At 74.0% G+C, this 12,545-nt stretch carries 13 protein-coding genes; 7 read left to right on the top strand and 6 right to left on the bottom strand.

Going from position 1 to position 12,545, the window contains the following annotated elements; genetic code table 11:
- Window positions 1-127: 127 nt before the first annotated feature.
- Both P696_RS51350 and P696_RS0140000 read left to right on the top strand, forming a co-directional pair.
- Window positions 128-1,297, top strand: coding sequence for an alpha/beta hydrolase (locus P696_RS51350; protein WP_170026722.1), 1,170 nt, complete (start codon window positions 128-130; stop codon window positions 1,295-1,297).
- Entirely contained in the window at window positions 1,294-2,109 is an 816-nt protein-coding gene (locus tag P696_RS0140000) for an enoyl-CoA hydratase/isomerase family protein (protein WP_026416715.1), read from the top strand. Before P696_RS51350 ends, P696_RS0140000 begins: the two co-directional genes overlap by 4 nt.
- Before the next feature lie 58 nt (window positions 2,110-2,167).
- On the opposite strand, the gene P696_RS0139995 is transcribed toward P696_RS0140000, so the two are convergent.
- The gene (locus tag P696_RS0139995) at window positions 2,168-2,632 is read right to left on the bottom strand and encodes an SRPBCC family protein (RefSeq protein ID WP_245627989.1); all 465 of its coding nucleotides are present in this window, start codon (window positions 2,630-2,632) and stop codon (window positions 2,168-2,170) included.
- Between the two features lie 195 nt (window positions 2,633-2,827).
- Between P696_RS0139995 and P696_RS51345 the strand changes: the two genes are divergently transcribed.
- A complete protein-coding gene (locus P696_RS51345) occupies window positions 2,828-4,324 on the top strand; it encodes a class I adenylate-forming enzyme family protein (protein ID WP_051468912.1) in 1,497 nt (498 codons plus the stop codon).
- A 40-nt stretch (window positions 4,325-4,364) separates the two neighbouring features.
- Window positions 4,365-5,300, top strand: coding sequence for a TAXI family TRAP transporter solute-binding subunit (locus P696_RS0139985; RefSeq protein WP_026416713.1), 936 nt, complete (start codon window positions 4,365-4,367; stop codon window positions 5,298-5,300).
- On the opposite strand, the gene P696_RS0139980 is transcribed toward P696_RS0139985, so the two are convergent.
- The 5 genes from P696_RS0139980 to P696_RS0139960 all read right to left on the bottom strand — a co-directional run bounded on the left by P696_RS0139980 (window position 5,279) and on the right by P696_RS0139960 (window position 9,651).
- Window positions 5,279-6,664 (bottom strand): sensor histidine kinase, encoded by a 1,386-nt coding sequence (locus P696_RS0139980; protein ID WP_026416712.1) that lies wholly within the window; start codon window positions 6,662-6,664, stop codon window positions 5,279-5,281. The genes P696_RS0139985 and P696_RS0139980 overlap by 22 nt on opposite strands.
- Window positions 6,661-7,317 (bottom strand): response regulator transcription factor, encoded by a 657-nt coding sequence (locus tag P696_RS0139975; protein WP_026416711.1) that lies wholly within the window; start codon window positions 7,315-7,317, stop codon window positions 6,661-6,663. The genes P696_RS0139980 and P696_RS0139975 overlap by 4 nt, the downstream gene beginning before the upstream one ends.
- A gap of 5 nt (window positions 7,318-7,322) precedes the next feature.
- Window positions 7,323-7,613 carry a hypothetical protein gene (locus P696_RS0139970; RefSeq protein ID WP_026416710.1) on the bottom strand — a complete coding sequence of 97 codons (291 nt, stop codon included), beginning with the start codon at window positions 7,611-7,613 and terminating at the stop codon, window positions 7,323-7,325.
- Window positions 7,614-7,707: 94 nt separating this feature from the next.
- On the bottom strand, window positions 7,708-9,033 hold the full coding sequence (locus P696_RS0139965) for an MFS transporter (RefSeq protein WP_026416709.1): 1,326 nt from the start codon (window positions 9,031-9,033) through the stop codon (window positions 7,708-7,710).
- 276 nt (window positions 9,034-9,309) lie between these two features.
- Window positions 9,310-9,651 (bottom strand): cupin domain-containing protein, encoded by a 342-nt coding sequence (locus tag P696_RS0139960; RefSeq protein WP_425394180.1) that lies wholly within the window; start codon window positions 9,649-9,651, stop codon window positions 9,310-9,312.
- Window positions 9,652-9,863: 212 nt separating this feature from the next.
- Here P696_RS0139960 and P696_RS0139955 point away from each other — a divergent pair, with 212 nt between their 5' ends.
- The 3 genes from P696_RS0139955 to P696_RS0139945 all read left to right on the top strand — a co-directional run bounded on the left by P696_RS0139955 (window position 9,864) and on the right by P696_RS0139945 (window position 12,414).
- A complete protein-coding gene (locus P696_RS0139955; protein WP_026416707.1) occupies window positions 9,864-10,154 on the top strand; it encodes a hypothetical protein in 291 nt (96 codons plus the stop codon).
- Window positions 10,155-10,265: 111 nt separating this feature from the next.
- Window positions 10,266-10,742, top strand: a complete 477-nt coding sequence (locus P696_RS0139950; RefSeq protein ID WP_026416706.1) for a DUF6153 family protein — start codon at window positions 10,266-10,268, stop codon at window positions 10,740-10,742.
- Window positions 10,743-10,839: 97 nt separating this feature from the next.
- Window positions 10,840-12,414 (top strand): multicopper oxidase family protein, encoded by a 1,575-nt coding sequence (locus P696_RS0139945; protein ID WP_026416705.1) that lies wholly within the window; start codon window positions 10,840-10,842, stop codon window positions 12,412-12,414.
- Window positions 12,415-12,545: the final 131 nt, after the last annotated feature.

Raw genomic sequence — 12,545 nt, 5'->3', positions numbered from 1 at the left:
TGACCGCCCGCCAGCACCGCGCCGCGCGAGCGGGTGGGGGACGATCCGAGCACGTCCGGAACGGTTGGGTTTCGGCTGTTCGGGGAAGGCGTGAGGACGTGTCGTCGTCGTTCCGGGAGGGGGCCGGGTGCCGCACGATCCGCCGGCGGATCCGTCCGTGGCGCGCCTGCTCGCCGGGTTCCGCGAGGACGACGGCCGGGTGTGGACGATCGAGGAGCTGCGCGAGCTGACCGACCTGCGGTTCCCGGTCGAGCGCCGCGCGTTGCCGCACGTCGACGACCTGGACGTTCCGGGCCCGGCCGGGCCGGTGCCGGTCCGGCTGTACCGGCCGGTCCCGCGCGTCGCCGGGCCGGTGCCCGCGCTCGTGTACCTGCACGGCGGCGGCTGGGTGCTCGGCGGGATCGAGAGCGTGGACGCGGTGTGCCGCGACCTGGCGGCCGAGGCGGGCTGCGCCGTGCTGAACGTCGGGTACCGGCTCGCGCCCGAGCATCCGTTCCCGGCCGCTGTCGAGGACGCGTGGGCGGTCGTCGAGGCGCTCGCGCACCGTCCGGAAACGTTCGGGGTGCGCACGCGCGCGATCGCCGTCGCCGGGGACAGCGCCGGAGGCAACCTCGCCGCCGTCGTCGCACTACTCGCCCGCGACCGGGGCGTAGGGCTCGCCCACCAGCTGCTGGTGTATCCGGTGACCGACATGCGCGCGGACACCGCGAGCTGGGCCGCCTACGGCGAGGGCTACGGCCTGGACGCGTCGACGCTGCGTCGCTTCTCCGCGTTGTACCGGGCGGGCGCCGATCCCGCCGACCCACGCCTGGCGCCGCTGCGCGCGCCCGACCTGTCCGGTCTCGCCCCGGCGACCGTGATCATCGCTGACCACGACATCCTGCGGGACGAGGGCGAGGCGTACGCGCGGCGGCTGGCGGCGGCGGGCGTCCCGGTCGCGGCGCACCGCTACCCGGGGACGATCCACTCCTTCTTCCTGCTCCCCGAGATGTTCGAAGCGGGTGTGGAAGCCCGCGCGTTCGCTGTGCGACGATTGCGCGCGGCGTTCACATCAGCGCCTCCTGACACACGACCGAACACGAACATCCAACCGAGCGCGATCGGACGGTCGGGTGCGAACGGACCGTCGGCGGACGAACGTCCGGCTGGCAACGGGCAGAGCGTGAGCGAACGGTCGGACGTGAACGATCCGTTGGGTGCTTGTGGGCGGACGGGCACGGGTGAGCCGACGAGCACGGGTGAGCGGCCGGACGCAGGCGGTCGGCCAGGGAGACGCGGGGAGGACAGCGCGGCATGACGACCACCAACGCGACCGGGGACGCGCGCTACGACCGGTACGAGCGCCTCAAACTCGACTGGGGCGCGCCGCGCGTCCTGCGGGTGACGCTCAGCGCGCCCGGCAGGCTCAACGCCGTCGACACCACCGGGCACCGCGAGCTGGCGGAGATCTGGCGGGACGCCGACGCCGACCCGGAGGTGCGCGCCGTGCTGGTGCGCGGGGAGGGCACCGCGTTCTCCGCGGGCGGCGACCTGTCCATGATCGAGGACATGATGGACGACCACGCCGCCCGCGTCCGCATCATGCGCGAGGCCCGCGACATCGTCATGAACGTCGTGAACTGCGGGAAGCCGGTGGTCAGCGCCGTCCAGGGCCCGGCCGTGGGCGCGGGCCTGGCGGTCGCGCTGCTCGCCGACGTCTCGGTCGCCGGACGCACCGCGAAGATCATCGATGGGCACACCCGTCTCGGCGTCGCGGCCGGGGACCACGCCGCGATCATCTGGCCGCTGCTGTGCGGGATGGCGAAGGCCAAGTACCACCTGCTCCTCAACGAGGCCCTCTCCGGCGAGGAGGCGGAACGCATCGGCCTGGTCAGCCTCTGCGTCGACGACCACGAGGTGCACTCCCGCGCCATGGCGATCGCGACCCGTCTCGCCGAGGGACCGGCGGAGGCCATCTCGTCCACCAAGCACGCGTTGAACAGCTGGCTGCGGCTGGCCCAGCCGAGCTTCGACGCGTCCCTGGCCCTGGAGTTCCTCGGCTTCGCCGGTCCCGACGTCCGCGAGGGCGTCGCCGCCCTCCGCGAGAAACGCCCCCCGAAGTTCGCCTGACCCACCCCAACGCCTCCCCGCCCGGCGGCCCGGCCCCGTTCGGGGGCGGGACGGGGGGTCAGGAGAAGCGTCTGGTCAGGGCGGACAGGCCGGTGGCGTAGATGCCGACGGTGAGGGTCTTGGCCATGGCCTCCTCGTCGTCGGCGTTCGCCGAGAAGTCCGCGGACCACTCCACGAACGCCTCGCCGGTCATGGTCACGGGGACGACGCGGAGGGCGGCGCGGCAGCGGCGCACCGGCAGCGGGCACTCGAGGATCTCGTAACGGTAGGTGCGGGACTCGTCGTCCAGGGACGTCAGCCGCTCGCGGAACACCGTGTCGCCCGGTCCGATGATGCGCCGGACGCAGCCGACCCGGTCGGACGGCCCGCCGTCCTCGATGACGCCGGTGTCGACGCCCGGCAACCACTCGGCGAGGTTGCCGAAGTCGCGCAGGTAGGCCCACACCCGGTCGGCGGACGCGGGCAGGACCGCACTGGCGTAGGCGGGCGGCAGCGCGGACGGCACGGCGGACGGCATGGTCATGACGGCTCCTCGGCGGCGCGGCGCGCGGGTCACGCGGGGACGGACCCGGCGGGGTGGGGCGGACGATCCCGCCCCATGCTCCACCGGGCCTGTGATCCAGGCAACACTCCGGGCGCGCTTCGGACGTGGCCCGGGTGTGACGGCGGGCTCGCCAGCGGGTACCGACAGGGACAGGTCGTCGACCGGGAGGACGTCATGCTGCTCGCGGATCTGGCCCACCGGGGCGCGACGCTGTGGCCGTCGCGCACCGCCTTCACCTGGGACGGGCATCGGCGCACCTATCGTGAGCTGGACGAACGCGCCGGAGCCTGGCGGCGGCTGCTGGCCGCCGGGGGAGTGCGGGAGGGCGACCGGATCGCCCTGCTGACCGTGAACGTCCCCGACGCGCTGGAGGCGGCGTTCGGCGCGTCCCTGCTCGGCGCGGTGATCGTCCCGCTGAACGTGCGCCTGAGCGCGGACGAGATCCGCTTCCAGGTCGAGGACGCGGGCGCGCGGCACGCGGTCGTCCACCCGGCGCTGGAACCGCTCGCCCGGTCCAGCGGCCTGTCCGACCTGACGTCCTGGCGGCTCGGTCCCGAGACCGACGACGCGCTCCGCGACGCGCCCGAGACCGGCCTGCCGCGTCCGGACGCGGAGGCGCCGGTGATGCAGCTGTACACCTCGGGGACGACCGGACGCCCGAAAGGGTGCCTGCTGTCGAACCGGGCGTGGGTCGTGGCGTCCGCGAACGTCGTGCAGGCGCTCGGGCTCACCGGGGACGACCGGCTGCTCGGCGCGCTGCCGCTGTTCCACGTCGCCGGGTACGGCACGGCGCTGGCGACGCTCGCGTCCGGCGGGACGGTCGTGGTGCCGCCCGGAGCCACGCCCGAAGCGGTCTGGCCGGCCGTCGCGTCCCACGGCGTCACCGTCGCGATCTTCCCCACCGGCACCGGGCGGGCGCTGCGGCACGAGGCCGCCGCCCCCGGGACGCTGCGCCTGGTGTTCGGCATCGCGGCCACCGAACGCCCGCGCACCCTGACCGCGCTGCGCGACCTCGGCGTCGACTACCGCGGCATCTACGGCTCGACCGAGGCGGGCAACTTCGTGTCGGTGTCCACGCTCGCCGACGAACTGGAACGTCCCGGCACCGTCGGACGTCCGCTCCCGCCCTTCGACGTCGCCGTGGACGCCGGGCCCGGCGAGCCGGGTGAGCTGCTCGTGCGCGGCGCGACGCTGATGAGCGGCTACGCCGGGCGGCCCGACGCGACCGCCGAGGCGCTGCGCGACGGCTGGCTGCACACCGGCGACCTGCTGCGGCTCGACGCCGACGGCTACCTGTACTTCGTGGACCGCGCGAAGGACATGGTCAAGTCCGGCGGCGAGAACGTCTACTGCGCCGAGGTCGAACGCGTCCTGCTCGACCATCCCGCCGTGCTGGACGCCGCGGTCGTCGGTGTCCCGGACCGGCGCTGGGGCGAGGCCGTGAAGGCGCTGGTCGTCGCGCGCGGCGACGTCGCGCCCGCCGACCTGGACGCGCACTGCCGGGGCCGCCTCGGCCGGTTCAAGCGGCCCCGCTGGTACGAGCTGGTCGAGGCGATCCCGCGCAACCACTCCGGGAAGATCCTCAAGCGTGAGCTGCGGACCGCCCACGACCCCGCCAAGGCCGTCCGGCTTCCGGAGCAGTCCTCCCGGGATCCGGGGCAGGACGGGTGAAGCGGTCCGGCGGTCGCGGCGACGGAGGTAGCGTGCCGCCATGAGACGCCGAACCCTCCTGGTCACCGCCGCCGCGCTCGCGGCCGGGGGCGCGGACGTCCTCGCGGCGGCCTGCGGCGGATCGGGCAGGCCGACCGAGCTGAAGCTCGCGACCGGCGAGAAGGGCGGCCCGTACCAGGCGCTCGGGGACCGCTTCGCCGACGAGCTGCGACGCGGCGGCTTCAAGGTGTGGGTGGTGCCGACCAACGCCAGCGTCCAGAACCTGTCGATGCTCGCGGACGGGACCGCCGACCTCGCGTTCGCGCTCGCCGACAGCGCCGACCAGACCGTCCGGGTGAGGCACCGTCCCGCCGCCGCGCTCGCCCGCATGTACATGAACTTCGTCCACCTGGTGGTGCGCCGGGACACCCCGATCGAGAGGATCGCCGACCTCGCCGGACGGTCGGTCTCGCTCGGCGCGGACGGCTCCGGGACCGCCGTCACGGCCGAGCGCGTGCTGTCGGTCGCGCGCCTCGCCCGTCCGGCGCGCATCTTCCGGTACGGCCTGGACCGCTCGATCGAGGCGCTGAAGGCGGACGAGATCGCCGCCGCGTTCTGGTCCGGCGGCGTGCTGACGCCCGCGCTGACGACCCTGTCCCAGCAGGTGCCGATCCGGCTCGTCCCGCTGGACGACCAGCTCGTCATGAGGCTGCGCCGGACCTACGGGCCGATCTACGACTCCGCGGCCGTCCCCGCGAACGCCTACGGCTTCCCCCAGCCGGTCCTGACGGTCAGCACGGCCAGCTACCTGATGTGCCGGGTGAGCCTCCCGGACGAGGTCGCCTTCCAGGTCACCAAGCGCCTCTTCACCAGCCGCGACCGCCTGCGCGCCCCCGAGGCCCCCGGCGGACGCCTCGACCGCCGCTTCGCGATCGGCACCGGCGCGGTGCCCCTGCACAGCGGCGCGGCCCGCTACTACGAGTCGGTGTTCGGCTGAGCGTCCCGCAGGTGGACCTCGACCGACAGGCCGTGCGGACGGTTCGCGCGCAGGTGGAGGCGTCCGCCGCACGCCTCGGCGAGCGCGGCGGCGATGGGCAGGCCGAGGCCGCTGCCGGGCAGGTCGGCGTGCGCCGGGGCCCGCCAGTGCCGGTCGAGGGCCTGGGCGCGCTCCTGCCGGCTCAGCCCCGGCCCGTCGTCGGCGATCCGCAGCAGCCGGGCGTGCGCGTCGAGCGTGACCGTGACCGTCCCTCCCGCCGGGACGAACTTGTGCGCGTTGTCCAGCGCGATGTCGGCGATGCGCGGCACCGCGTCCGGGACGGCCCGGACGAGCAGCCGGTCCGGCAGCCGCACCGAGAACGCGATCCCCAGCGCGTCGAACACCTCCCGCCAGGACTCCAGCTTCGGGCCGAGCTCGGCGACGACGTCGAGGTCGCGGGCGATCGGCGCGCCCGCCCGCGCCTGCGCGCCCGCCTCGGTCTGCGCGAGTTCCAGCAGGTCGGTCACGGTCTTGGCGAGCCGGTTCAGCTCGGCGCCGGTCTCCTCGAACTCCCGCTCGCCCGCCGGGTCCAGGTACGGGCGCAGGTTCTCCAGCCGGAACATCAGCGCGGCGAGCGGGTTGCGCAGCTCGTGCGAGGCGTTCGAGGCGAACTCGCGCTGCCGACGCATCGCCGCGCCGACCGCCTCGACCATGGCGTTGAACCGCTGCTCCAGCCGCCGCAGCTCCGGCGGCCCGACGTTCGCGGTGGTGCGCGTCCCGAGCTCGCCCTCGGCGATCCGGCGGGTCGCCTCGTCCAGCTCGGTCACCGGACGCAGGATCCAGCGCGCCAGCCCCCGCGCGACCAACACCGAGAACGCCAGGACGGCCAGCCCGACGACCAGCAGCGCCCCCCACACCCGCGTGATGTCGTGGCGGGCGTTCGAGGTCGGCGCGAGCAGCAGCACCACGCCCGAGATCTGCGCGTCCCGCCCGGACGGTTCGGCGATCAGCACCCGCCGCGGCCCGAACGGGGTGAGCGACGGCAGCGTGTCGGTGGTCCGTCCGGACAGCGCCCGGACGGTCGCCTCGGCGTCCGGCCCGGCCCCCGTGCCCGCCTGGGCGAGCAGGGTCCCCTCGCGGTCCTGGATCCACACCGCCGCGCCGTACAGCGAGGCGTAACGGCTGATCTCCGGCTGCAGCGACTCGCGGTCGCCGGTCCGCGCCGCCAGGTCGGCGAGCTCGGCGAACCGGGTCGCGTCGGCGCGCCGGTCCAGCAGCAGGCGGCCCGTCCGGTGCGAGGCGTACGCGCCGCCCAGCGGCACCGCCAGACCCGCGATGACCAGGACGACCAGGGTGGTGAGGACGGCGACGAGCCGGTTCCTCACGGCGGGCCGTCCCCGAGCCGGTAGCCGGTCCCGACCAGCGTCACGATCAGCCAGCCGCGTTCGGTCTTGCCCCGGATGTTCCGCACGTGCACGTTCAGCGCCCGCGAGGCCGACAGCGACGTGTCGCCCCACAGCGCGAGGAGGATCTCGTCGCGCGCGCACACCTCGCCCGGACGGCTCGCCAGCACCGCCAGCACGTCGAACTCGCGGCGGGTCACCGGGACGTCCCGTCCCGCGACCGTGACGCGCCGCGCCGGCACGTCGATCACCACGTCCCCGGCCGCGACCCGCTGCACCTTCGCGGGACGCGCGGTGCGCCGCACCACCGCCTGCATCCGCGCCAGCAGTTCCTCCGGGCGGACGGGCTTGACGAGGTAGTCGTCCGCACCGCGGTGCAGGCCCCGCAGCACGTCGCCCGCACGCGCCGTCACCACGATCAGCGGGACGTCCGAGCTGCGCCGCACCTGCTCCAGCGCCTTCAGCCCGTCGGCGTCGGGCAGGCCGAGGTCGAGCAGGACGAAGTCGGCCTCGGCCGCCAGCCGGACGCCCTCGGCGGCGGTCCGGGTGTGCGTCACCTCGTAGCCGCCGCGCCGCAGGTGGGTGACCAGGGCGGCGGCGAGGCGGAGGTCGTCCTCGACCAGCAGAACCCGCATGGCGGTCAGGCTAGAGGCCCGCGGGCGGCCCGCGCAGCGTCCCGGCCGCCACGGTCCCCTCCGGAGGCGTCCACGGCGACCGGTCCGGACGCGACCGGGGTGACCGGTGCGGGGGCGTCCACGGCGGCCGGTTCAGGCGCGCGGACGATGCGCACGTCGGCCCGTCCGGTCGGCTCCTCCGGGCTCAGGTCGGTGAGCGGCGGCGGCAGGGGCGGATCCGGCGCGAAGCGCGGCGACGACGGAGGCGGAAACGGTGGGGCCGGTGGGAACTCCGGGAGCTCGTCGTTGGGCTCCATATGCGATCACCTCGGTAGGCGAGGCCCCCGCCCGTCCGGGCGGGGGCGGGAGGCACGCGGGCCCGGCCGGACGGGGCGGGCCGCGCGCCTCCGGCTACACGCGCGCGGGAGCGGCCTCGGTGGCCAGCTCCCGGCGGGACATCGCCGTGTCCCGCGTCTCGCGCATGCGGACGTAGACGACCAGCGACATCGCCGCGCACGCGGCGACGTACCAGAAGTAGCCGGACTCGACACCGCCCTTCTTGAACCAGAGCGCCACGTACTCGGCGGTCCCGCCGAACAGCGCGTTGGAGATCGCGTACGGCAGTGCGACGCCGAGCGCCCGCACGTGCGTCGGGAACAGCTCGGCCTTCACCACCGCGTTGATGGACGTGTAGCCGGTCACGACGACCAGCCCGGTCAGCATCAGCCCGAACGCGGGCCAGAAGCCGGACGCGTGGCCGAGCGCGGTCATCAGCGGGACCGTCGCGACCGTCCCGCCGACGCCGAACGCGATGAGCAGCGGGCGCCGCCCGATCCGGTCGGACAGCGCCCCGGCGAGGGGCTGGAGCAGCGCGAACACCAGCAGCGCCCAGAAGCTCACCAGCGAGGCGGTGCTCTTCGGCAGGCCCGCCGTGTTCGACAGGTACTTGGTCAGGTAGGTCGTGTAGGTGTAGTACGCGAGCGTCCCGCCCGCGGTCAGCGCGATCACCAGGAACGCCTCGCGCCGGTGGCGTAGCAGCTCGCGGACGGTGCCGCGCTCGTGCCGGATCGCCGGGCTGCCCTTCGCCTCCTCCGCGTACACCGGGGTCTCCAGCAGCCTGCGCCGCAGGTAGAAGATGACGGCGGCGCTCAGCGCCCCGACGACGAACGGGATGCGCCAGCCATAGGACTTCAGCGCCTCCTCGCTCATCGTCCGCTGCAGGACGATCTGCAGCCCGAGCCCGAGCAGCTGCCCGGCCGTCATCGAGACGTACTGGAAACTGGAGGCGAAACCGCGCCGTCCCGGCGGGGTGGCCTCGGTGAGGTAGGTCGAGCTCGCCGCGTACTCGCCGCCGACCGACAGCCCCTGCATGAGCCGCGCGATCAGCAGGACCACGGCGCCGAAGTACCCGACCGAGTCGTAGGTCGGGGCGACCGCGATGAGCAGGGCGCTGCCGGACATCAGCGTGACGGTCAGGGTGAGCGCCGCCTTGCGCCCGCGCCGGTCGGCGTAGCGGCCGAGCAGCCAGCCGCCGACCGGCCGCATGAAGAACCCGACCGCGAAGATGCCCGCGGTGTTCAGCAGCTGCGCCGTGGGGTTGCCCTTGGGGAAGAACGCGGAAGCGAAGTACGTGGCGAAGCTGGCGTAGACGAACCAGTCGTACCACTCGACGAGGTTGCCGACCGAGCCGCCGAGGACGGCCCGCCAGGGTGTGCGGGCCTGGGTGGGAGTGGACACCGTGACCTCCTGCTTCTCGCGGCGCCGGGGGTTGGCGCCGTTGCAGGGAGCGTCTCCGGCCCCGCTCGACCCGGTCCAGGTCTGGACGGCCAGACCTAATTCGCCGTTAACACGCCGGAAAGATCGTCCATCGCCCGGCGGGGACGAAAGGCCGCGCGCTCTGGACGGATATGACGGGAAACGGACCCCGGCGGATCGGGAGGAGCGGGGGAGGCCGGGCCCGCGCTACCGGGCGCGCGCCGCCACGGACGTCGCGCGACGGCCGGACGTGGGGTGTCAGGCGTGGAGGTTCTTCACGACCGTGAGCAGGACGGCCGAGTCCTCCTCGGCGTCCAGGGAGTGCGTCGCGTCCGGGATGATGAGCAGGTCGCCGGGGGCGCCGTCCCAGCTGTCCTTCCCGGCGACGAGGCGGACCCGTCCGGACAGGACGTGCAGGGTCGCGTCGCCCGGGTTCTCGTGGTCGGCGAGCCGGGCCCCCGCGCGCAGCGCGATGAGCGTCTGCCGCAGCTGGCGCTCGTGGCCGCCGTGGACGGTCTCGGCGGACCGTCCGCTGGACGCCTCGCGAGCCCGGCCGAGGTGCTCGCGGGCCAGTGCGGTGAGCGATCGCTTGTTCATCATTCCCCTGATGACGGTGACGGGCCTGCCTCTCCTCACCTGTTCCCCGGGCTGTTCACGCCGGAACAGAGGCCGTGCCACGCTCCGGTCATCCCCAGGGAAAAGCTGCGGACGAATGGCGATATTACCCCCCGCATTCGCTCTCAACCCGGTCCGCTTCGGTCGTCACGGCATATTCTGGGATGAGCCGAATTCCGGACTGGGGAGGATTGGTCATGGAATCGCATCTTCTCGCGATCGGTTCCCACCTCGGCGGGAACATCGGCATCTGGCTGGGCCCCGCGGTGGGCGCCCTCGCCGTGGTGGCCATGCTGGTCATCACCGGCCGCGGCCTGATCGGGACCCTCGCCGCCGGCCGCCGCCGCACCGTCCGCCGGGTGGACGAGTCGCACACCGACTCCCTCGAGCACGGCGGCTTCTACAGCTACGAGCCCGGGATGTACTCCCACTCCGACGTGGAGGACCGGCCGCCGCTCGCGAAGGAGGACGTCCTCCAGCCGCAGTGACCGTCCGCGCCGCCCTCGCGGCTGACCCACCGGAGCGTGCCGGTCGGTTCGGGCACCCGAAATCGGACTTGGAGCGTGCCCGGATATCGTGTTGCTTGAGCGGGAGGTTTGATGGAACGGCGGCAGGACGCGGGTGCGGGCGTGGCCTCACGCTGGCTTCTGCTGCTCCTCCTCGCGTTCGGCGTCACCGCGATGCACACCATCGGCCACTCCGTCCAGGACGGCGGATCCTCGCCGTCCACGGCGTCCGCCAGCATGCGGCAGACGGCGCAGCACGCCGCCATGCCCGCCGGTCACGCCATGCCCGGCGGTGAACTCACGCTCGCCGCCGCGTACGCGACCGCCGGTTCGGCGTCGGCTTCGCTGATGACCGGGTGCTGCGGCGGTGTCACCCACGACCCGTTCGCGATGTGCGTGGCGATCCTGATCGCCGCGGTCGCGCTGGTGGCGCCCACCCTGCTGAGGTGGGTCAGGACGGTCCTGGCCGCGCTGACGGCCGCCCGTCCCGCCCCGGGCGCGCGTTGGGGTGTCCGGGGGCCGCCCAGCCTGGGGTCGCCGCTCTCTCGAACGGTGGTCCTGCGGATCTAGAGGCCGCTCTCCGATGCCGGAGCGCGGCGAGGTCGCCGTGTCTCCGGCCGATCCCAGTCGGCCATGACCCGTTCGACCATCGTGAGGTTCGTGAACCATGACTTCTCTCGACCGACGTTCCGCGCTGCGCCTGGGAGCCCTCGGCGCCGGAGGCGCGCTGCTCGCCGCGTGCGGCGGCGCTGAGGGCTCCGAGGGCCGGGCGTCCGGCTTCGTCCTGCCGGACGGCCCGCAGGTCAGGGCCGCCGAGCAGGCCCGCCGCAAGGGGACGGTGCGTGACGTCCGCCTGGTGCCGTCCGAGGGGCCGGTCGACCTCGGCGGCCCGACCGTCCGCACCTGGACCTATGACGGACGCCTCCCCGGAGCCGAGATCCGCGTGAAGGTGGGCGAGGTCGTCCGCGCCCGCGTCACCAACAGGCTTCCCGCAGAGACCAGCGTCCACTGGCACGGCCTGGCGCTGCGCAACGACGCCGACGGCGTCCCCGGCGTCACCCAGGCCCCGATCGAGCCGGGCGCCGACTACGAGTACCGGTTCGCCGTCGCCCACCCCGGGACGTACTGGTTCCACCCGCACCTGGGCCTGCAACTCGACCGCGGCCTGTACGCGCCGTTCATCGTCGAGGACCCGAACGAACCCCTCCGCTACGACGCCGAGTGGACGGTCGTCCTGGACGACTGGCTCGACGGCGTCACCGGCACACCGGACGACGTCCTCGCCGAACTCCGCAAGGGCATGGGCGGCATGCACGGCGGCCACGGCGGCGGAGGCAGCGGCGACGGTGGCGGCATGGACATGCCCGGCATGGACATGGGCGGCCAGAGGTCGGTCCCGTCCCCGAAGACGGGCGGGCACATACTGATGGGCGCCACCAGCGACCTGCTCGGCGGCGACGCGGGCGACGTCCGCTACCCGCACTTCCTCATCAACGGACGCGTCGCCACCGCGCCCACCACGTTCCGCGCGAAGCCGGGCGACCGCGTCCGCATCCGGTTCATCAACGCCGGAGGCGACACCGCCTTCCGGGTCGCGCTCGGCGGGCACCGCATGACCGTCACGCACACCGACGGCTTCCCGGTCCGTCCCACCCCGACGGACGCGCTGCTGATCGGCATGGGGGAGCGGTACGACGTCCTCGTCACCGCCGGGGACGGGGCGTTCCCGCTCACCGCGCTGGCCGAGGGCAAGAAAGCCACGGCGCTGGCGGTGCTGCGCACCAGCGCGGGCGCGTCGGTGCCGTCCGCCGGTGTCCGTCCCGCCGAACTCCAGCGGAAGATCGTCCGCTACGCGGACCTGCGTCCGGCCGACCAGGTCCGCCTGCCGGACCGCAGGCCCGACCGGACGATCCGCCTGGAGCTCACCGGCGGCATGATGAAGTACGACTGGGCGATCAACGGCCGCCCCTACCGCGCGGACGACCTGTACGGGGTGCGGTCCGGCGAGCGGGTGCGGCTGTCGTTCGTGAACCGCACGACCATGTGGCACCCGATGCACCTGCACGGCCACACCTTCGCCCTCACCGGGACGGGCCTGCGCAAGGACACCGCGATCGTCCGGCCCGGCACGACGGTGGAGGCGGACTTCGACGCCGACAACCCGGGCCGGTGGATGCTGCACTGCCACAACATCTACCACTCCGAGTCCGGCATGATGACGCTCGTCGGCTACCGGCGGTAACGCCCCGATCCGCGCACGCCTCCTCACTACTATGGCGTGATAGTAGCGAGGAGGTGGCCGGGAGCCGGGCGCCCCGGTACCGGGGCGCCGGGACGCCGCGGGACTTCCCGCCCGCCGTCGCCGGAGTAGCC

The organism is Actinomadura oligospora ATCC 43269 (assembly GCF_000518265.1).
Classification (GTDB): Bacteria; Actinomycetota; Actinomycetes; order Streptosporangiales; family Streptosporangiaceae; genus Spirillospora; species Spirillospora oligospora.
This window is presented reverse-complemented; position numbering and strand designations above follow the sequence as displayed.